This is a genomic window from Nostoc sp., assembly GCF_036917455.1.
Lineage (GTDB): Bacteria > Cyanobacteriota > Cyanobacteriia > Cyanobacteriales > Nostocaceae > Nostoc.
This window is the reverse complement of sequence record NZ_JBALDK010000062.1, coordinates 1-19894: the sequence shown is the minus strand read 5'-3', so window position 1 is coordinate 19894 and position 19894 is coordinate 1. Positions and strand designations below refer to the sequence as shown.

The 19894-nt window shown below is 42.3% G+C and carries 17 protein-coding genes and 1 pseudogene; 11 read left to right on the top strand and 7 right to left on the bottom strand.

The annotated features are described in order from the left end of the window. Positions 1–38 precede the first annotated feature (38 nt). From V7K42_RS07005 to V7K42_RS06990, 4 genes are all read left to right on the top strand, one after another. Positions 39–812, top strand: coding sequence for a DUF416 family protein (locus V7K42_RS07005; RefSeq protein WP_334914778.1), 774 nt, complete (start codon positions 39–41; stop codon positions 810–812). A 177-nt stretch (positions 813–989) separates the two neighbouring features. Further along, positions 990–1547, top strand: coding sequence for a DUF416 family protein (locus V7K42_RS07000; protein ID WP_334914776.1), 558 nt, complete (start codon positions 990–992; stop codon positions 1545–1547). 10 nt (positions 1548–1557) lie between these two features. Beyond that, complete coding sequence (locus V7K42_RS06995) at positions 1558–2274, top strand: helix-hairpin-helix domain-containing protein (RefSeq protein ID WP_334914774.1); 717 nt, start codon at positions 1558–1560, stop codon at positions 2272–2274. Between the two features lie 312 nt (positions 2275–2586). Next, positions 2587–4395, top strand: coding sequence for an endonuclease (locus tag V7K42_RS06990; RefSeq protein ID WP_334914773.1), 1809 nt, complete (start codon positions 2587–2589; stop codon positions 4393–4395). A gap of 249 nt (positions 4396–4644) precedes the next feature. Here the strand turns inward: V7K42_RS06990 and V7K42_RS06985 are convergent. The 3 genes and pseudogenes from V7K42_RS06985 to V7K42_RS06975 all read right to left on the bottom strand — a co-directional run. Next, a pseudogene (locus V7K42_RS06985) lies at positions 4645–5013 on the bottom strand (sensor histidine kinase); the annotation flags it as partial. Positions 5014–5198: 185 nt separating this feature from the next. Beyond that, a complete protein-coding gene (locus tag V7K42_RS06980) occupies positions 5199–6947 on the bottom strand; it encodes an ABC transporter ATP-binding protein (protein WP_334914771.1) in 1749 nt (582 codons plus the stop codon). A gap of 329 nt (positions 6948–7276) precedes the next feature. Then, on the bottom strand, positions 7277–7930 hold the full coding sequence (locus V7K42_RS06975) for a hypothetical protein (RefSeq protein WP_334914769.1): 654 nt from the start codon (positions 7928–7930) through the stop codon (positions 7277–7279). Positions 7931–8309: 379 nt separating this feature from the next. Here V7K42_RS06975 and galE point away from each other — a divergent pair, with 379 nt between their 5' ends. Beyond that, complete coding sequence (gene galE / locus V7K42_RS06970) at positions 8310–9308, top strand: UDP-glucose 4-epimerase GalE (RefSeq protein WP_334914768.1); 999 nt, start codon at positions 8310–8312, stop codon at positions 9306–9308. A 162-nt stretch (positions 9309–9470) separates the two neighbouring features. Here the strand turns inward: galE and V7K42_RS06965 are convergent, their stop codons facing one another. Both V7K42_RS06965 and V7K42_RS06960 read right to left on the bottom strand, forming a co-directional pair. Next, on the bottom strand, positions 9471–10166 hold the full coding sequence (locus V7K42_RS06965) for a hypothetical protein (RefSeq protein WP_334914766.1): 696 nt from the start codon (positions 10164–10166) through the stop codon (positions 9471–9473). Beyond that, on the bottom strand, positions 10141–11388 hold the full coding sequence (locus V7K42_RS06960) for an urease accessory protein UreH domain-containing protein (RefSeq protein WP_334914764.1): 1248 nt from the start codon (positions 11386–11388) through the stop codon (positions 10141–10143). The genes V7K42_RS06965 and V7K42_RS06960 overlap by 26 nt, the downstream gene beginning before the upstream one ends. Before the next feature lie 469 nt (positions 11389–11857). Between V7K42_RS06960 and V7K42_RS06955 the strand changes: the two genes are divergently transcribed. Continuing rightward, positions 11858–12895, top strand: coding sequence for a M28 family peptidase (locus V7K42_RS06955; RefSeq protein WP_334914762.1), 1038 nt, complete (start codon positions 11858–11860; stop codon positions 12893–12895). A 169-nt stretch (positions 12896–13064) separates the two neighbouring features. Here V7K42_RS06955 and V7K42_RS06950 read toward each other — a convergent pair whose 3' ends face one another. Both V7K42_RS06950 and sufR read right to left on the bottom strand, forming a co-directional pair. Further along, the gene (locus V7K42_RS06950; protein ID WP_334914760.1) at positions 13065–13325 is read right to left on the bottom strand and encodes a hypothetical protein; all 261 of its coding nucleotides are present in this window, start codon (positions 13323–13325) and stop codon (positions 13065–13067) included. 58 nt (positions 13326–13383) lie between these two features. Further along, positions 13384–14067, bottom strand: coding sequence for an iron-sulfur cluster biosynthesis transcriptional regulator SufR (sufR, locus tag V7K42_RS06945; protein WP_334914758.1), 684 nt, complete (start codon positions 14065–14067; stop codon positions 13384–13386). Between the two features lie 244 nt (positions 14068–14311). On the opposite strand from sufR, the gene sufB reads away from it, so the two are divergent. The 5 genes from sufB (at position 14312) to V7K42_RS06920 (ending at position 19849) form a co-directional block, all read left to right on the top strand. After that, complete coding sequence (sufB, locus tag V7K42_RS06940; RefSeq protein ID WP_334914756.1) at positions 14312–15751, top strand: Fe-S cluster assembly protein SufB; 1440 nt, start codon at positions 14312–14314, stop codon at positions 15749–15751. Positions 15752–15854: 103 nt separating this feature from the next. Beyond that, complete coding sequence (gene sufC / locus V7K42_RS06935) at positions 15855–16646, top strand: Fe-S cluster assembly ATPase SufC (protein WP_104898859.1); 792 nt, start codon at positions 15855–15857, stop codon at positions 16644–16646. Further along, positions 16646–18010 (top strand): Fe-S cluster assembly protein SufD, encoded by a 1365-nt coding sequence (gene sufD / locus V7K42_RS06930; RefSeq protein ID WP_334914754.1) that lies wholly within the window; start codon positions 16646–16648, stop codon positions 18008–18010. The genes sufC and sufD overlap by 1 nt, the downstream gene beginning before the upstream one ends. Before the next feature lie 14 nt (positions 18011–18024). Further along, a complete protein-coding gene (locus tag V7K42_RS06925) occupies positions 18025–19287 on the top strand; it encodes a cysteine desulfurase (protein WP_334914752.1) in 1263 nt (420 codons plus the stop codon). A 103-nt stretch (positions 19288–19390) separates the two neighbouring features. Next, positions 19391–19849 (top strand): hypothetical protein, encoded by a 459-nt coding sequence (locus tag V7K42_RS06920; RefSeq protein WP_334914750.1) that lies wholly within the window; start codon positions 19391–19393, stop codon positions 19847–19849. Positions 19850–19894 lie beyond the last annotated feature (45 nt).

Here is a 19894-nt window from a genome sequence, read left to right as displayed (position 1 = left end):
GCGATCGTTTCAAATGACAATACAACTCAACTATAAAAATGAATTTAAAGTACGGTGAATTTGATATCTTGGAGCAAGGATTAGAAGCTCTTCCACCGATGCATCAAGTGGCGTTTGCAGCAGCTTGTTGTGAGAGATTGTTTCCGAACTATGGCATTTTCTTGCGAGAAATAAAAGCACAAGGCTGGAATGGAAACGATCCTATAAGAGAAGCACTTGATGAAATCTGGGAATTTTTGGCAGGTAAAAAAATCGATGCGGCCAGATTTCGTGAGTTATTGTCTAATTGTGAAGAATATCCCTACGAATATGAAAATGAAGAAACTCCAGAAGGGCAGAGAGGCGCGTGGATTGTCTCTGAGACTATAAAACTTTGTCTCGAACAAACTCCGCAAAAAATTATTTTAGTAGCAAAAGAAATAGACGGAACTCTTTATATATATATAGATTATTTAAGATGCGAGTCTGAAGACGAAAACTCGCAAGACATTTCACACGAACAACTATTACAATTACAAATTCGTTTAAATCGAACTAGAAAACAGACTATTTCAGTAGTAAAACAAATACATGAAACTCTTTTTGAGTATATAGATTATTTATGCCAGTGTGAAGACGAATACTCGGCGGACATTTCCCACGAAGAACTAGTAGAAATAGTTTCCAACCATTCGTTTACAGTACGGGAAATGGCAAAACAAAGCGAAGATTTGCAGCGCTTGCGAGAAACTTGCACCTTAACCCCTGAGTTTTTACAATGGCTGCGTACTTCTTCTCAGAATGGTGGTAAAAGTCTGCTAGATTTAAGTTGAGAAAACAATCGTGAAGGGTGCGAGTATAGAATTCAAAAAAACGTAGCAGAAAATTATCACATCAATAATCGTTCCGACGACTGCTGACAATACAACTAAATTATAAAAATGAATTTAAAGTACGGTGAATTCCATATATTGGAGCGAGAACTAGAAGCTCTTGTGCCTATGCATTGAGTGGCGTTTGCGGCAGCTTGTTGCGAGAGATTGTATCCACACTATGATATTTACTTGCGAGCAGCTAGAGAAGATGATTGGGATGGAGAAGATTTATTTAGAGTAGCACTCGATGAAATCTGGCAATTTTTGGCAGGAAAAAAGGTTGATGTGTCAAGATTTCGTCAACTTTATTCTGATTCCGACCAAAGCTACCCCGACTATGAAAACGTAGAAACTCCAGAAGCGCAGAGAGCCGCAAGTGCAATTCTTAATACTTTAGAACTTTGTTTAGATCCAAGCGTACGACAGACTATTTCAGTAGTAAAACAAATACATGAAACTCTTTTTGAGTATATAGATTATTTATGCCAGTGTGAAGACGAATACTCGGAAGACATTTCCCACGAAGAACTAGTAGAAATAATTTTCAACCATCCGTTTACAGTACGAGAAATGGCAAAACAAAGCGAAGATTTGCAGCGCTTGCGAGAAACTCCCACCTTAACTGGTGAGTTTTTACAGTGGCTGCGTACTTCTTCTGAAAATGGTGGTAAAAGTCTGCTAGATTTAAGTTGAGAAAACAATCGTGAAAGGTGCGACTAAAGAACCTCAAGAAAACGCAGCCTCAAATTTGGATGCTGTAAAAATTAAATGGTTTCGCCACCATCTGTCTACATGGGGAACACAAAATTTACGCGATTTTCCTTGGCGGCAGACTTGCAATTCTTACGCAATTTTAGTCGCGGAGTTTCTGCTACAAAAAACAGACGCAGCTACGGTTGTTTCTATTTACAAAGCATTTCTCTTGAAGTATCCTACCATCGAAAACTTAGCCAAAGCAAGCATTAATGAATTGAGCGAACTGCTCAAGCCTTTAGGTCTTTACTTCCGAGCAGAAAGACTGTACCAATGCGCTCGTATCATAATAGAGCAGTATGGAGGAAAAATCCCCGATTCAGAAAAGCAGTTACTTGAATTACCTGGAATTGGTAAATATACGGCTCGTGCTATCTGTTCTCAAGCCTTCAGTCAACCGCTAGCTGTACTCGATACTAACGTAGCTCGCATCCTCGAACGCTTTTTTGGTTTGCAAGGAGAAAGAGTTAAATCGCGCTGTAAAATTCTTTGGGGTGCAGCAGAGATAATTGCTCCCAATAAGGAAGTTGGCAAGTGGAATCTAACCTTGCTAGACTTTGGAGCGATGGTTTGCAGGGCAAAAAATCCTCTTTGTAATGATTGCCCTCTCTCAGCAAAGTGCAATTACGTCCAAACGCAACGTAACTCAGATAAACAGATATTTTAAGGAAATCGCTTCCATAATTTTAATAATTAACATTTACTTTATTTCCGACTTCATCACCGAGTTGTTGCAGTGGCTGCGTACTTTTTCTGAAAATGGTGGTAAAAGTCTACTAGATTTAAGTTGACAAAACAATAAAATTCCAGTTTTAAAAATTTCCTTAAAACTATTTATGAGCTAGCATCATTGTTGCTACCACTCCTAGATGAAGATTTTTTCAATAGATTAAAAGCTTTACCCAACCTAAAACTTTTCTTAACTGAACTCTATTAATAAAGAAGATTAATCTAGAAAGTACCTTCATTGGAAGAGAGAATGAAATTCATCAAATTTCAACTACTTAGTGTTGCTCTCATCTTCTTTGTATGGATTAGTCCCCTACACGCTAGTCCAATAGCTCAATTGCCAACTCCTTTACTTCCAGTTTCACAACAGGAAACAACATTTCTAAAAAGTTCCCAGGATGTATTGACTGTTGCAACTTTTAATGTCGAGAATTTAGACCCAAAAGATCGACGCTTTGATAATATTGCCAAAATTATTGGCAATAATTTGAACGCACCAGATATCATCAGTTTGGTTGAAGTTCAAGATAACAACGGACCAACCAATGACGACGTTGTAAATGCAAACGAAACTTACCAAAAACTGATTGCTGCGCTCGAAAATATCGGTAGTCCAGCATACGACTTTGTGGAGATTGCGCCCAGCGATGACCAAGATGGTGGAGAACCTGGAGGTAATATTCGTGTTGGTTTATTATTTCGACCCAGCCGGGTAACTCTAGCAAAACTGCCTAGAAGAGGCGGTTCATTAGATACTGTAGCTATTACTCAAAGTTCAAATGGTCTTGACTTTTCACTCAATCCAGGTCGGATCGATCCTACCAATAGTGCTTTTGAGTCAAGCCGTAAGCCACTGGCGACAGAATTTATATTTAACGGTCAAAAAGTGTTTATCATTGCTAATCACTTTGTTTCTAAGCTTGGAGGTTCGCCTAGCGATGTTCAACGAGTCAAGCAAGCCGAAATTGTTAATGAATTCGTAGGACAAATACTAGAAGTTGACCCGCAAGCCAAAGTAATTGTACTCGGTGACTTAAACGATTTACCAGATTCTCTACCTCTGAAAACTTTGAAGGGTAACATTCTGGAAAATCTGACGGATAGTTTACCTGCTAGCGATCGCTTTACTTTCAAATTCAAGGGAAATCCTCAACTCATCGACCATTTGTTGGTCAGTGAAAATCTTTCTCGTTTTGCTCAACCGAAAATTGACATTGTGCATGTCAATGTTGGCTTTAGTAGACCTGTCAGCGACCACGATCCTGTGATTACAGCGTTTACACTACCTGCTACCCAATCCAACACTGACACAATCCCTCCCGTTGTTGAACCCACTCCCACTCCCGTAAGTGATTCGGCAATTATATTGCCTCAATTATCCAAAATTGCTCTAGTTGAAGAACTTGCTAAGGAGTATACGCCTAGCAAAACTTTGAACTACGATCGCGCCAGAGACGAAATGTTTGGTGTTATCGACAACCAAGCAGGTATTGTGACAGATATCTATGCTAGTTACCAAATTCGTCTAAATGGTAATGGCGATCCTAGTCAGGAAGCTGACAAGTTAGGGCTGAATACCGAACACGTTTGGCCACAAAGTAAAGGGGCTGACAACGGTAATGCCAAAAGTGACCTGCACCATCTATTTCCCGCACGAGAAGATATTAATAGCGAGCGAGGAAATAAACCCTTCGACGATATAGCCGACACCAAGACTAAAAAATGGTATCGAAATGATACTGTTCAATCTACAATTCCTACAAGTGCGATTGACGAGTTTAGCGAATCGGCATCTGCTAAATTTGAACCTAGAGAGAAAGTAAAAGGGGATATAGCTAGAGTAATTTTCTACTTTTACACTATTTATCGGAATCAAGCTGAGAAAGTTGACCGAAATTACTTTCAGAATCAGCGTCAGACTTTGTGTAAATGGAATCAGCAAGACTTACCTGATATTACTGAAATAGAACGCAGTCGGGCGATCGCTAAATTTCAAGGTAATGACAATCCATTCGTGCTAGATGTCACATTAGCAGAACGGGCATACTGTGATTCTTAATACGTATAGCAATTCTATTTATTTGATTTGTGAGTGTTGAACTCCCCAGATTCCCGATTTATTTGAGAAGTCGGGGATTTTGTTTCTACGCCTTTGATTCAAGATTGCTACAGACCAAATTTAGCATCAAACAGACTTTATCTGAATCGGAATCTGGATGGTAAACTCTGTGCCTTGAAGCGGTGTAGAAATACACTTGAGTATGCCACCATGTTTGTTGATAATTTGGTAGCTAATCGACATCCCTATTGGCAAAGCTAAAGCCTGGGGAATGATCGGTAAAAGTGCGATCGCTGTATATAGTGAAATAATCGCCGTAATAAATTTAATGAAAGTGGACAGCCAGTAAGTTGGATGCCAAAGCGTCCATACATCCATCAGATGGGTTGTACCACAAGAGACGATAAAAGCTCCAAATAATAAAAGTATCCATTTAAAGGGGAAATCCTTTCGTTTGTGGACAAAGTAAACAAGGGCAATGGGAATAGAATAATACACCAAAGTAATCAAAGAATCTGAGATGATGTTTAGCCACACTAAGCTCGGTTTCCAGAGGTAACAATGTCCATGTGGAATAAATGAGCTGTCAGTCAAAAAATCTTGTCCCACGTTAAGCATATAACTATGCAATTGTCAACGAATAAACAACAAATTATACACGCTGTATAATAAATTGTCCTTAAGGTTAAATGTTGTAAGCTAAAACACATCTAATTTGCATATTCAAATTTGCTCAGTATCTTGTGGGGGTGGGCAAAATGAGCGCCCTGATTATGCAACTTAAATGCCGATTAGCTTACTTACTAATGTAGTAATTCTTCCACTTGATGCTGACTCCACAAAGTTCTGTATAAACCTTGTTGTTGTAAAAGTTCTAAGTGATTTCCAACCTGAACAATTTTTCCCTTTTCCATGACAAAAATTCTGTCAGCCGCCGCCGCCGCCGATAACTGATGGGTAATGAAAATTACTGTTTTACGCTCAGTACCACCGGAAAGATTTTTGAGAATTTGTGTGGCTGTTTGATTATCCACACTAGAGAGAGCATCATCCAAAATTAACACTGGAGCATTAACCAGCATCGCCCTAGCCAAAGCAGTACGTTGTCGTTGACCGCCAGAAAGAGTAATGCCGCGTTCTCCAACAAGAGTTTCATATTGCTGGGGAAAATTATGAATTTCGGATTCAATTTGGGCAAGTTTAGCAACAGATTCTATCTGCTCTTGTTCGCTAATTGGATCGCCATAGCGGATATTATTCTTGACTGTAGTGCTAAAGAGAAAACTATCTTGAGGAACGTAGGCGATCGCACCTCGTAAATCTGCCAAAGCTATTTTAGTAATATCCAGCCCATCTAAAAACAATTGTTCTGATCCAATATCCAACAAGCGCGGTAAAGTATTGGCTAAAGTGGATTTCCCCGAACCAATTGCCCCAACAATGGCCACGGTTTCTCCCGGAGCAATGGTAAAGTTAACATTTTCTAAAGCTGGCGTATTGGAACCAGGATAAATGTAGGTGAGATTTTTAGCTGTCACTTCCCCTTTAAGTTCAGCCACTGGAAGGCGTATGGCATCATCTGCATCTTGAATTTTCGGTGTGACAGAGAGAATAGATTCCAGGCGGTCGATACTAACTTCACCCCGTTGGTAGGTAGTAATTGTGAATCCTAAAATGGCTGTGGGGAAAACTAGACGCTCTACAAAGATTAACAGTGCTAAAAAATCGCCAATCGTAAGGGCCCCAGAAGACATTCGCGCCGCCCCTAGCCAGATGATTACTAGTAAACTGATATTAGCTAGCCCGCCAATTAACCCAAACAGTGTATTTCGGAGTTTTGCCAGTTCTAGGTTAGCAGTCAATAGCTGCTGATTTTTATTAGCGAAGGCTCGACGCTCATTTGCTTCTTGGGCATAGATTTTAATTAAGGCAATGCCACTAATATCCTCCTGGATAAGTTCGCTGATCTCAGAGAGTTGCTCTTGAACTGCTGCTTGTTGTTTGCGTAAGCGATTGCTAAACAGACTCACCAACAAGAGCATAAAAGGGTAAACTGCCAGAGACGCTAGTGTGAGATCCACACTAATCGCCAGCATTACTGGCAGTGTCAGGGCGTAGGCAAACACCGTATTTGCCAAACTCAAAACTGCAAAACCCAATAACCGTTTGATATTGTCCACATCACTGGTAGCGCGACTAATTAAATCACCAGCAGTATTACTGGCAAAATAAGCCGGCTCCAGCTTGAGTAAGTGTTCAAAAATCCGTTGTTTCAGGTCAAATTCCACCTGACGACCCACCCCAAATAGCCAAATGCGTGATGCCATCCGCATGAGCCACATTGCCGAACTGAGTAGGACAATAATTACTACGTAATGTAGTATTTGGTAGTTGAAGGTTGTCGAGAGTTTATCAATACCAGCACGAATCCACAAGGGGATATAAACGCCCAGAGCATTGACAGACAATAAAGCAAGAATGCCTAAAGACACATCCCGCCAATAGGGTCGTAGGTAAGCACCGAGTTTAGCAATTCGTCGAGATTTTGCCATTAAAGCAATTTTGCAACTTTATCATCCTAGATTAACTGCTACTCCAAGAAGGCAGCTATGTAGAGAGAATATGGCTTCTACAATTAACAAGAAAGAATTCAGGAGTCAGAAGCCAGAATACCCTTTCAGGGAAGCAAGCTACAGAATTCAACTCTGTACAACAGCTAGGACGAGTGTCACCCGTTCGCTCTTAGCTTTCCTACAGGGTAGGGTGAATGAAAAAACGGGTTTAAGTCCCCCACCAAATTCAAAATTTGGTGGAATGCAAGACGCTTGCGGACTCACATTCTGAATTCTGTATTCTGACTTCTGACTTCTCTCTTACTTTATTACCGTTGAACACGCAAGAACCTGTAAATTTCAAAGAGATAACTTTCCCAAGTTCTTGTTGTCAATTGCAACGTTTCCGCATTCGGTACAAAGTCTTCAAGTCGTAAACCGCGTGTGCGAATATCTTGAGGACTTCCTTGTAATAGGTAGGGAGGCACTCTCAAATTATAAGAAAGAATGCTATCCCCTGTTACATCTGAGATGTTGGGTGCGGTGGTTAGTTGCCCTAATGCCACCAGTGTCCCCGATGGTGGTGTAGCAGTTGCTACATAGGTTTTACCTGTCATTGCTAGAGGTGCCCTATAAAGGAAATAAGCAACTGCTGGTGTACTTGCCAACAGCAAAATCGTCAGCGCCCAACCTACCAAGTATCCTCCTGGTTTCTCTATCCCACCTCCTTTGATTCTCTGAGATGCAAAAATCATCAGTAAAACAGAGGCTCCTAGAGGCTTAAGTGGAAAAGACAGCAACCTCGACAACGACGCTACAGCTGGTTCATTAGGGTTAACAAATGATAGGGCAATGATTACCAAGATAACGACTAAGATCAATCGCCCTACAAAAGTTCCAGAGGGATAAAATCGCTGGAACAGAGAATATACGATAGTGCCAATCAGCAGCCACAACAGTACCCGGCTTAGCAATAGAAACATAGATTAACTCTCAAATTTTCTGGTGCGGTGAGCCAGTGTGGTGGTCAGACAGTCAGCTTTACTAGGGGTTTTCATGCCCCAGGATGAACTGTCCTGCATGGTTTCCCTGTATAAAACAACTAGTGACTTCTTAGCCGCGACGCTAGAAGCGTCCTGCGTAAGGGTCAACCTAGAGGTTTCGGGAAATGGATTTATTTTATTGTCAAATTGTAATCGTACTATTTGACTTAAAATACCTCAAACCTCACACCCAAAGACTACCGTCGTAGTGATTTTAGTTCAAATTTTTAACACTGCGTCTATTATTTATAATTTTCCAGAAGAGTAATGTGGCACCGATAAACTAAATTAATTGAGTAATCCACTTAAAAGGAAAACTATGTCGCCTGGAAAGCCTACTATTTTGGTAACGGGGGGAGCTGGATATATTGGTTCTCATACGGTGCTTGCTTTGAAGGAAGCGGGTTATAACGTTGTCATACTTGATAATCTGGTCTATGGGCATCGTGACCTAGTAGAAAGGGTTTTACAGGTAGAACTGATTGTAGGGGATACAAGCGATCGCGCTTTGCTAGATCGTTTATTTAAAACCCGTGATATTACTGCTGTAATGCACTTTTCTGCCTACGCCTACGTAGGAGAATCGGTGACTGACCCTGCTAAATATTACCGCAATAACGTCCTTGGTACTTTCACCCTGTTAGAAGCGATGCTGACGGCATCTGTAAAGAAATTTGTCTTTTCTTCTACCTGTGCCACTTACGGTATACCGGAATTTGTGCCCATTCCAGAAAACCATCCTCAAAATCCAATTAATCCTTATGGCGCTACAAAGTTGATGGTAGAGCGGATTCTTGCTGATTTTGATGTTGCTTATGGTTTCCAATCGGTGCGTTTCCGCTATTTTAATGCTGCTGGTGCTAATCCCAATGGCTTACTGGGCGAAGATCACAACCCAGAAACTCATTTGATTCCCTTGGTGTTGATGACAGCTTTAGGCAAACAAGAATCTATATCAATCTTCGGCACCGATTACCCCACGCCCGATGGTACTTGTATTCGCGATTATATTCATGTTAATGACTTAGCAGATGCCCATATTTTGGGATTGGAATATTTATTAAAAGGTGGCGATAGCGAAGTTTTTAATTTAGGTAATGGTAGCGGCTTCTCCGTCAGAGAAGTGATTGCAGCAGTCGAACAGGTGACAGGAATTTCGATACCAGTAGAAGAACGCGATCGCCGTCCTGGAGATCCCCCAATTCTCATTGGCAGCGGCGAGAAAGCCAGAACAATCTTAGGCTGGAAACCTGAGTATCCATCCATCCAAGATATTGTGGCTCACGCGTGGCAGTGGCATCAAAAGCGACACAAGTAAGGGCATGGGGCATGGAAAAGAGACAAGGTAGACAAGGAGGACGGGAGACAAGAGAGAGACTTCTTCAATAATTCCCCCTTGTCCCCCCTGCTCCCCTGCCCCCCTGCCCCTCTGCCCCTCTGCCCCTCTGCCCCTCCGCTCCCCTCACCCTCTGCTTCTTCCCTACTCCCCACCCTCTCTCATGCTTCGCAGTACGAAGACTAAGATGCCGATAAATCCGAAGATTGGAAGTGCGATCGCCCAAATTGGTAATTTCTGAGATTCACCCTCTACTAAATTACCATTGACATCTTGCTGGTTTTGTGAGTTCTGTGTAGACCCACCTGCCACAGTAACTTCAAATTTGAACTCAAAGGGTTTAAATCTCGCCCCAGAGACTGGTTTACCATTTAGCTCCAACTCATAAATCCCTGGCTTGGGAAAGGTAATTTCTGCACCTGGAATACCTTGATAGCGTTCAGCTGCCACAGGTTCTAACTGTGGTTCTAAAAGTGGTGGTTCTCCGGCTGCATAAGGTTTGGCATAAACAGCTAACCGACAATTACACTGTGACAGAGGAATCACCTTTCCACCTTTGCGGCTAAGTGCAAACCAGGTTTGGGAGGGTTCTCCAGCCTGGGGATTATCATTTGGTTCAACGTGGAGAGTGCCACCAACATCTCCAGTGACTTCCACCTTATGAGCAGATGCCGGGGAGAGATTAGCTATCGATATCACTAAGCAACTCAGGAATAATAAATACTTTATTTTTCCTTGATGCAAGGATTTACCTTTGAATGGGTAATGCCTCTGTTTTTGACTCGTTGGGATTGAGCCAGAAAATAAGGATGATTTACCGCGATTTGGTTGGGGGAACATAAAACTTTTCTACGGCTAACTTTGACCAAAAAAAGCGCGAACGTACTAGCAATACACCGAGAGTAAGAATTCCCATCAGTATTACCGCTAACTTATTTCCCCAAGTTGATTGGGAGGAACCCAGATAATGGGAACCAATCAACACAGCATGAATGACGCTCAAGAGCAAGGCTGGCACACCCAATAGATGAATCTGTCGCCAACGCTTGCCCAAAGATTTCTGCAACGATTCCCAACTCGTAAAAGCGGCGGGGGACATTAATATCAATGCTACAGCACCCGCAGCCATACCCCACTGAAATTCTGGCGGCAGGAAAAAAAAGGCGGCAAACTTCCACTGCAATGAATGTTCTATCATGTGGAAGGTGTGAACCACAGAAAGGACAAAAGAACCCACTCCCAAACCCCGACGGTAGCGCAGTGGTGAAGCCCAAAAGCCACTAATGGGGCGGGCAATAAGCGCCAAAATTAAGCAGATTAACGCCGCGTGTCCGGTGTAATCTACCATTGTGTCACCAGTCCGCAACAAGGTAATGATGCCAATGATGAGCGTTACCCAACCGCCTAATCGAAACAACTGACTGCGCCTGTCTTTACTTACCAACGATGTGGAAACACCTACACCTAGCATCGTGGGTAGAGTTCCCAAACCAAAAGCCAGCATTGTTGCCCCACCCATCCATAAATTGCCAGTTTCAGCAGCTTTTATTTGGGCAGCATATAGGAAACCACAGGGCATTAAACCCCAAGTCATCCCCAAAAGCATTGGTGTCCACCATTTGGTTTTAAAGGAAAGCTTAACCATTCCTGCGCTGAGGCGATCGTGTAAACTACCCTGCAAGAGGGGGTGTAACACGGGAATGCGCGGCAGCAAATCGGGTTTTACTTGTCCTAAGCCAAACCAAATCAGCATTACACCAGTTATAATTGCCATCCAGCGCCGGAAATCGCTACCAATACCTGCTAGCTGTCCACCTTGCAGCAATACCGAACCCAGCGCCCCAATGCCAGCACCGACTAGACCATAGCTCAACATCCGCCCCAAGTTTAGCAGGATATGAAATTTTAATTGCTGTTGCCAAGTGTCGGACTTTTCTAAGGTTGATGTCCCTTTTGGTTGATGAGATAGGGAAAACGCCACTGTCAGAGGGCCACACATCCCAAAGCAATGCCCAAAACTCCCCAGTAACCCCACAATTGCGATCAGCAACAAATCTACCATAAAAAAAGTCCTGAGTTCTGAGTCATGAGTTCTGAGTGTCAGAATAAAGATTTTGAAGAATTAAGAAGAAATTGTTTTCTCTTCTTCTTTGCTCAGTACTCAGTACCTAGCACTCCTCTAGTGGGGCAATTTAAATGAAGTTGTGTTCTCTGTCAAAAGACAAACTGTCAAACTTGATGTTTACTTCAGTATTAAGAATCCATGTCTATACGTTGATGATGAATACGCTCTTTTTCTGCAATCCTTGGGAATGGGAATGGCTTTCTTTGCAAGCCAACAGAATGTGAAGAAATTTTTGTCTCAATAAGTAGCCTCTGAGTACTTTTGCGATATTTTGCAATGCTCTTTGCAAAAAGACTCAACATGAGCATCATATAGTCTCTTTGCTAACTAAAAATTTTCTCTTTTAATAAAAGTGGACTGATTGGGATTCGCGCTACCTTAATTCAGGAAGCCAAGGATAAATCACATGAAAAAATGGATTTGGCTGATGCTATTACTGCTAGTGGCGCTTGCTGTGGTGGGTAGCAAAAGTAGCACATTTTTTGAACAGCGTCCGTCACCGGCAATTGTTGAGCGCATTCCAGTGGAAACACCCCAACCACAGCCAGAGTTAAAGGAAGTTGACAGTGCGCCACAAGTGTCTACTGACAAGCTGTTAACCCATATCCAAAAGTTGAATTTTCAACGCTATACAACAAAAGAGCGATCGCTTACTCGCACTTATATCACAACTGAACTCAGAAAATTCGGCTGGAAACCTAAATTAGAAAAGTTCTCTGAGGGTGTGAATATTTTTGCTGAACGCCCAGGAACTGACAAAGCCGCTAAAGCAATTCTGGTAGCAGCGCATTACGATACCGTTGCCTTATCCCCCGGTGCTGATGATAACGCCAGTGGTGTAGCCGTGGTACTGGAAGTTGCACGGTTGCTCGGTTCTCGTCCCACACCACGGACGTTACAACTAGCTTTTTTTGACAAAGAAGAAGCAGGACTTTTAGGTAGTCAGGCTTTTGTGAGCAAAACAGCACGCTTGCAAAAGTTAGACGGAGCGATCGTGATGGATATGGTTGGTTATGCTTGTTACACTGTTGGGTGTCAGAAATACCCTGCCGGATTGCCTGTTACACCACCTAGCGACAAGGGCGATTTTTTGGCAGTAGTTGGTGATACAGAACATTTGTCTTTGCTGAATGCCTTTCAAAGCTCACAGATGCTCCCCTCAACCGCTCTGAATAAACAGGAATCAAATCTGCCAGCAGTTCTGACACTACCAATTCCTTTTAAAGGTTTACTGACACCAGATACTCTACGCAGCGATCATGCACCATTTTGGTATCAGGGTGTGGGTGCTGTATTGGTAACAGATACCGCAAATTTACGGACTCCGCACTATCATCAACCTAGCGATGTTCCAGCGACTATCGAGCGATCGTTTTTTACAGGAGCAGCACAGATTGTAGTCAATACAACTACTGCCTTGTTAGATAAAAAAAAGGGTTTGTAAACTCAACCACCAAGCTCGGAGAAACGCATTTTATTTACTAACCAAATATAGCGATGCTGTAACCTAAAAAAACTCGCTTTCTACTCCTTATTAAGTACCCAATATTGTTAAAACTGTTAGTATTAAACTCAGGATCATCACGGTAAAACTGTAAAATTTTTTAGACAAATTACCATTTCAGGTATGAAGCCTCAATTCCCTGCTCACGGCGAATTTTCGCATCTTTTTCAAACCAGGAAATTAATTGCTGCGCTGTCAAATCTTCAATAGCAACATCGTCCTCTTGAGCGATATGCTTTAAAAGCTTAAGTGATGAAATTGTCAATCTTGTTAAAAACTTTTCTGGGGAAGACAACAAAGCCGCGTCTACTTTTGCTGACTCTTCCAGGGTTAAAAACTGTGCTGATGGTTGCTGTGGTAATACGTCCATAAACGCTATCTCAAACTTACTTGATTATTAGGTAGTGGGGAGTAGTTTTTACAAATGACTAATGACGAATTTGTACCAAATAACCACAACGATGTTCGCCATCAATAATCCAGTGGGTGCGTTCTACGGTACAATCAGGTAAGACGGCTGCAAACATTTCTAATTCGTGACCACAAATGCTGGGGAAAGACTCGGCAACGTTGGAAATAGCGCAGTTATGCTCCATTAAGATAAAGCGATCGCACTCAAAGGAATCACCCACATCAACAGGGTGATACTCTGCCATGAAGCCTTCCGCTTTTCTCAACTCTACTAAGTTGGCTACCCGTTCCCGGAGTGAACCGCTACCTACGCGATCGCGGTATTCAAGTGCTTTGCGCTCCCACTGTTTCTGTAAAATCGATTTAAATTGGTCGTGTCCTACCGTTTCGGCTAAGGTGTCTAGCAGCGAAACCGCAAAATGACCGTGGCCATCACCAAAGCGATCGCTCATGGTTCGATGCAAGCGATCGCGTCCTTGACGACTCAGTTGATAAAGGTGCTGCGGCCGCCCCATACCCGCCGCCTGCATTGATGTCAAATACAAAACTAGCTCCTCCGTCTCCAAGTCCTTGAGGTGGCGACGAATCGCTTGGGGGGTAACGTCTAAAACTTCAGCTAGCTCCAAAGCCGTTGCTTTTTCGTGTCTGTGCAGATACTCAAGGATATCTTGCTTGGTTGAGGACTGGTGGGTAGTCGCCATCTTATGGTTGGTGCGAGGCGTTCAGCGAACGTCCCAAAAATTTCTTTGAAAATTTGACTTTGACAACATTGTTGTTGTTAATCTAGCGTAAAATGAAGATAGGTTAAACAACAAAGCTGTTGTTTTAGTCTCCACCACTATTCTAGCAGCCGTGTAACCATTGCGTAACCTGATATGGGAATCGACTAAAGATAAAGTCCGTCTTCCATCCTAAAAGAGTTCAGAACACGAGAGATTATTACTGATGAGTGCCACTGTCAAAACCTTAGTCAACCAACCCTACAAGTACGGCTTTATTACTGATATTGAGGCCGACACTATTCCGCGTGGACTAGACGAGGACGTTGTTCGCTTGATCTCCTCTAAGAAGAACGAGCCACAGTTTATGCTGGACTTTCGCCTCCGGGCTTATCGCCAGTGGCAAAAAATGACGGAACCAACTTGGCCGAATGTCAAGTATCCGCCAATCAATTATCAGGATATCATTTATTACTCAGCGCCAAAACGCAAGAAAGAAAAACTAAACAGCTTGGATGAAGTCGATCCAACCCTGTTAGAAACCTTCGAGAAGTTAGGCATTTCCCTATCTGAACAGAAGCGACTGGCAAATGTCGCCGTCGATGCGATTTTCGATAGCGTTTCTGTCGCTACTACATTTAAAGAAAAGTTAGCGGAAGATGGCGTTATTTTCTGTTCGTTTTCCGAAGCGTTGCAAGAACACCCAGAACTAATCAAAAAATACCTGGGTAGCGTTGTTCCCATCGCTGATAATTATTTTGCCGCTTTGAACGCCGCCGTATTTAGCGATGGTTCTTTTGTCTATATTCCTAAAGGCGTAAAATGTCCAATGGAATTGTCTACCTACTTCCGCATCAACTCTGGTGACACGGGACAATTTGAGCGGACTTTGATTGTCGCTGAAGAAGGTAGTTATGTTTCTTACCTTGAAGGTTGTACCGCACCGATGTATGACAGCAACCAGTTGCACGCCGCCGTTGTGGAACTCGTCGCCCTTGATAATGCTGAAATTAAATATTCTACCGTGCAAAACTGGTACGCTGGAGATGCTAACGGTAAAGGCGGTATTTACAACTTTGTCACCAAGCGCGGTTTGTGTCAGGGTGTAAATTCCAAGATTTCCTGGACTCAAGTAGAAACAGGTTCAGCAATTACTTGGAAGTATCCTAGCTGTGTGTTGGTGGGTGATAACTCTGTGGGTGAGTTTTACTCGGTAGCACTGACAAATCACATGCAGCAAGCCGATACTGGCAGTAAGATGATTCATGTGGGTAAAAATACCCGTAGTACAATTATTTCTAAGGGAATCTCCGCAGGTAATTCTAGTAATAGTTACCGGGGTTTGGTAAAAGTCAATCCGACAGCTAAAGGGGCGAGAAATTATTCTCAGTGCGACTCAATGCTGATTGGGGATAATGCCCATGCGAATACTTTCCCTTATATTCAGGTGCAAAATAATACTGGGAAGGTGGAGCATGAAGCTTCTACTTCTAAGATTGGGGAAGATCAGTTATTCTACTTTGCTCAACGGGGTATTTCTTCTGAAGATGCTATTTCGATGATGATTAGCGGCTTCTGTAAGGATGTTTTTAATCAGCTACCGATGGAGTTTGCTGTGGAAGCTGATAAGTTGTTGAGTTTGAAGTTGGAAGGCAGTGTTGGATAAATGGAATCAGAGATAAACACTGACAGATATATTGGTGTTTATCTTTTGATGAATAACGAACCGCAGAGGCGCAGAGAGCGCAGAGTAAGAGAAGAGAGAGAAGATGATTATTGAAAATAGTGAAGTTGTGCTGTCGGTACGGAATCTGACGGCTAATGTTGATGGAACACCGATTCTTAAGGGTGTGAATCTTGAGGTGCGATCGGGTGAAATTCATGCGATTATGGGGCCGAATGGTTCTGGTAAGAGTACCTTTTCTAAGGTTTTGGCTGGGCATCCGGCGTATGAGGTGACTGGCGGTGAGGTGATTTTCCAGGGGCAAAATTTACTTGAGTTGGAACCGGAGGAACGGGCCAGAAGTGGTGTGTTTTTGGCGTTTCAGTATCCGTTAGAAATTCCGGGTGTGAGCAATTTGGATTTCTTGCGGGTGGCGTATAATTCTCGTCGCAAGGCGCAAGGTTTAGAGGAAATAGACGCTTTTGATTTTGACGATTTGATTGAAGAAAAGCTGGATGTGGTGAAGATGAATCCCAGTTTTCTCAGTCGAAGTTTGAATGAAGGGTTTTCTGGTGGTGAGAAGAAGCGGAATGAAATTCTGCAAATGGCGCTGCTGGAACCAAAGTTAGGAATTTTGGATGAGACTGATTCGGGTTTGGATATTGACGCGCTTAGAATTGTGGCGAATGGGGTAAATCAACTGGCAAGTCCAGATAATTCGACAATTTTGATTACTCACTATCAACGGTTACTTGATTATATTGTGCCTGATTTTGTCCATGTGATGGCACAAGGGCAGATTATTACTAGTGGTGGTAAAGAACTGGCGCTGGAATTAGAGTCTCGCGGTTATGATTGGGTACTGGCAGAATTTGCAGCTGCTGAGGTGGGTGTGTAATGAGTATTCAAGTATCTCCTAGCCCTATTCCTAATTCAAATGTAGTCAGCTTGACATCGACTCTGTTAAATAGAGATGATTATCTGACTGGGTTGTTAAATCAAGTAACCGCAACGAAAACAGAAGGTTGGTTGCAAGAATTACGCCAAAGTGCTGCTAATTGGGTACGTCACTCGATTATCCCGACTACCCGCGAGGAAGAATGGCGATTTACTGATTTGTCGTCTCTACGAAAGGTGCAATTTAATCTAGAGACGGGAAATTTTGCGTCTTTGCAATTCGAGATTTTGCCAGAGGCGGCTAATAGTCGTTTGGTTTTTGTTAATGGCATTTTTGCGCCGGAGTTATCCGCAGTTACAGATTTACCATCTGGAATTGTGGTGAGTAATTTGGCTGGTTTATCTGCGGTTGAACAGGAGGGTGTACGGCAGTATTTAGCTCAAGCTGAGGGAGCGCAGGAGGTTTTTACTGCTCTCAATACGGCTGGGATAACTGATGCTGCTGTGGTGTGGGCAAGGAAGAATGTGGTGGTTGAGACACCAATTCATTTGGTGTTTATTTCGGTTGCGGGGGAGACTGCGACGATTTCGCAGCCGCGTTGCTTGGTGGTGGCGGAAAGTGGTTCGCAGGTGAGTTTGGTTGAAGAGTATACGAACCGCAGAGGCGCAGAGGACGGAGTTTATTTAACTAATGCGGTTACGGAAGTTTGGGTTGGTGACAATGCTGAGGTGAGTCACACTAGGGTTGAGCGAGAAGGTGTAGAGGCTTTTCATATTGGGAAAACTGCGATCGCACAAGCTCGTAATAGTCGATATACAAGTCATGCCATAACTTTAGGTGCAAAGTTGTCACGGCACAATTTAGAGATTCTGCAAACTGGTGAGCAGACAGAAACTACTCTCAATGGGTTGACAATAATTTCTGGTAAGCAATTGTCTGATACTCACAGTGCGATCGCACTAAATTATCCTCATGGTACAAGTGACCAATTGCATAAATGTATTGTAGGCGATCGCGCTCATGCAGTGTTCAATGGTAAAGTTTTTGTGCCCAAACTAGCGCAATTAACAAATGCATCTCAGTTGAATCGCAATTTGCTGCTATCGTCTAAAGCCAGAGTTGATACCAAACCCCAATTAGAAATTACAGCAGATAATGTCAAATGCGCTCACGGCGCTACCGTTAGCCAATTGGAAGATGATGAAATATTCTATCTGCAAAGTCGGGGAATTGATGAAAACGATGCTCGGAAGTTATTAATTAACGCCTTCGCTGCTGAAGTTATCAACAAAATACCGATTCCCTCTCTGCGAGAAATCCTTTTAAACACAGTGAATAATCTCAAGTCCCTGACTAATGAGTAATAACTAATCTACCAATGACTTTTACCTCTACCAAAACCCTTGCTGATAAAGTTCGCGCTGACTTCCCGATATTGCATCAGGAAGTCAACGATAAACCTCTGGTTTATCTCGATAATGCTGCGACATCGCAAAAGCCTTTGTTCGTATTAAATACCCTACGGGATTATTACGAGCAATATAATGCTAATGTGCATCGAGGTGCCCATACTCTGAGTGCCAAAGCTACCGATGCTTATGAAGGTACTAGAGATAAAATTGCCAAATTCATCAATGCTGCATCGCGTCAGGAAATTGTCTACACCCGCAACGCAACCGAGGCGATTAACTTAGTAGCCTACAGTTGGGGAATGAATAATTTGCAGCCGGGAGATGAAATTATTCTCTCGGTAATGGAACACCACAGTAATATTGTGCCTTGGCAATTGGTGGCACAAAAAACAGGTGCAGTTCTGAAATTTGTAGAATTAACACCAGAAGAAACTTTTGATTTGGAACAGTTTCAAAAGCTGGTTTCTGAAAAAACTAAGTTGGTGTCAGTGGTGCATATTTCTAATACTTTGGGTTGCATTAACCCAGTGGCAGAAATTGGTGCGATCGCACACAAATATGGTGCTAAATTTTTAGTTGACGCTTGCCAGAGTGTTCCCCACTATCCTATCGATGTACAGAAGATAGATTGTGACTGGTTGGTAGCATCTGGTCATAAAATGTGCGCTCCAACTGGGATAGGATTTCTGTATGGCAAGTTAGAATTGTTAGAATCAATGCTACCATTTTTTGGCGGTGGTGAGATGATTGCAGAGGTGTATTTAGACCATTCCACCTATGCAGAATTACCGCATAAATTTGAAGCTGGTACACCTGCAATTGGAGAAGCGATCGCACTTGGTGCTGCAATAGATTATCTTAACAGTATCGGCATGGATAAAATCCACGCCTACGAAGCAGAATTAACAGCTTATTTGTTCCAACAATTAGAACAAATTCCCCAAATTAGAATTTACGGCCCCAAACCAAATGCTAAAGGTGAAGGTAGAGCCGCTCTTGCCTCATTCACAGCCGGAGAAGTCCACGCCAATGACTTATCTACATTATTAGATCAAGAAGGCGTTGCCATCCGTTCTGGACACCATTGCACTCAACCATTACACCGTTACTTAGGTCTTGCTGCAACCGCACGAGCAAGTTTATCTTTCTACAACACCCGCGAGGAAATTGATATTTTCATCAAAGCACTGAAAGAAACTCTCGACTTTTTTGCAGGTTTCCTTGCTTAAAGTTACAAAATATTCAGAAACTGATTGTGCCAAATATCAGCAATATATATTGCTAATATTTGGCACAATTTAATTATCTGGATTTTTTATAGGAACAACTAAAGTGTCATACAGTGACTTTACTTTAGACAGAGTTAGAAAAACCTTTGGCTTAACTATTTCTGATAAAATTGATATATTTCCATCTGTACAAGAAGTAGAGTGTCCACCATTACTTGCAGAACTATTACGGGAAAAGGTACCTTTAGCTCTTGCTAGTAATACAGATAAATCTCGATCAGAAATGATTATTACACCAATTTTAATTGCTGTAAGAAAATATTTAAATAATCAAATAAGTTTATTTTCTGGTATCGAATTTACTGTTGATTCAGCACAAGGTTTAAATGGAAATTGCGATTTTATTATTAGCCGTTCACCAGAATTATTAATTCTGAACGCACCAGTTGTCACAATTGTAGAAGCTAAGAAAGAAAATATCAATGCAGGATTAGGTCAGTGTGTAGCAGAGATGTTATACCAATTTAATATGAAGCTGCATAGAAAAGGGCTTCTAAAATAAAGTTATAAGAGGAAACAGAAATTACCTGCTCAAATGTAAGTTGCT

Bases quoted from the DNA above. Each gene is read 5' to 3' on its own strand.
- V7K42_RS07005 (WP_334914778.1), top strand. From the start codon at position 39: ATGAATTTAAAGTACGGTGAATTTGATATCTTGGAGCAAGGATTAGAA.
- V7K42_RS06990 (WP_334914773.1), top strand. From the start codon at position 2,587: ATGAAATTCATCAAATTTCAACTACTTAGTGTTGCTCTCATCTTCTTT.
- V7K42_RS06980 (WP_334914771.1), bottom strand. From the start codon at position 6,947: ATGGCAAAATCTCGACGAATTGCTAAACTCGGTGCTTACCTACGACCC.
- V7K42_RS06975 (WP_334914769.1), bottom strand. From the start codon at position 7,930: ATGTTTCTATTGCTAAGCCGGGTACTGTTGTGGCTGCTGATTGGCACT.
- galE (WP_334914768.1), top strand. From the start codon at position 8,310: ATGTCGCCTGGAAAGCCTACTATTTTGGTAACGGGGGGAGCTGGATAT.
- V7K42_RS06965 (WP_334914766.1), bottom strand. From the start codon at position 10,166: ATGTTCCCCCAACCAAATCGCGGTAAATCATCCTTATTTTCTGGCTCA.
- V7K42_RS06960 (WP_334914764.1), bottom strand. From the start codon at position 11,388: ATGGTAGATTTGTTGCTGATCGCAATTGTGGGGTTACTGGGGAGTTTT.
- V7K42_RS06955 (WP_334914762.1), top strand. From the start codon at position 11,858: ATGAAAAAATGGATTTGGCTGATGCTATTACTGCTAGTGGCGCTTGCT.
- V7K42_RS06950 (WP_334914760.1), bottom strand. From the start codon at position 13,325: ATGGACGTATTACCACAGCAACCATCAGCACAGTTTTTAACCCTGGAA.
- sufR (WP_334914758.1), bottom strand. From the start codon at position 14,067: ATGGCGACTACCCACCAGTCCTCAACCAAGCAAGATATCCTTGAGTAT.
- sufB (WP_334914756.1), top strand. From the start codon at position 14,312: ATGAGTGCCACTGTCAAAACCTTAGTCAACCAACCCTACAAGTACGGC.
- sufC (WP_104898859.1), top strand. From the start codon at position 15,855: ATGATTATTGAAAATAGTGAAGTTGTGCTGTCGGTACGGAATCTGACG.
- sufD (WP_334914754.1), top strand. From the start codon at position 16,646: ATGAGTATTCAAGTATCTCCTAGCCCTATTCCTAATTCAAATGTAGTC.
- V7K42_RS06925 (WP_334914752.1), top strand. From the start codon at position 18,025: ATGACTTTTACCTCTACCAAAACCCTTGCTGATAAAGTTCGCGCTGAC.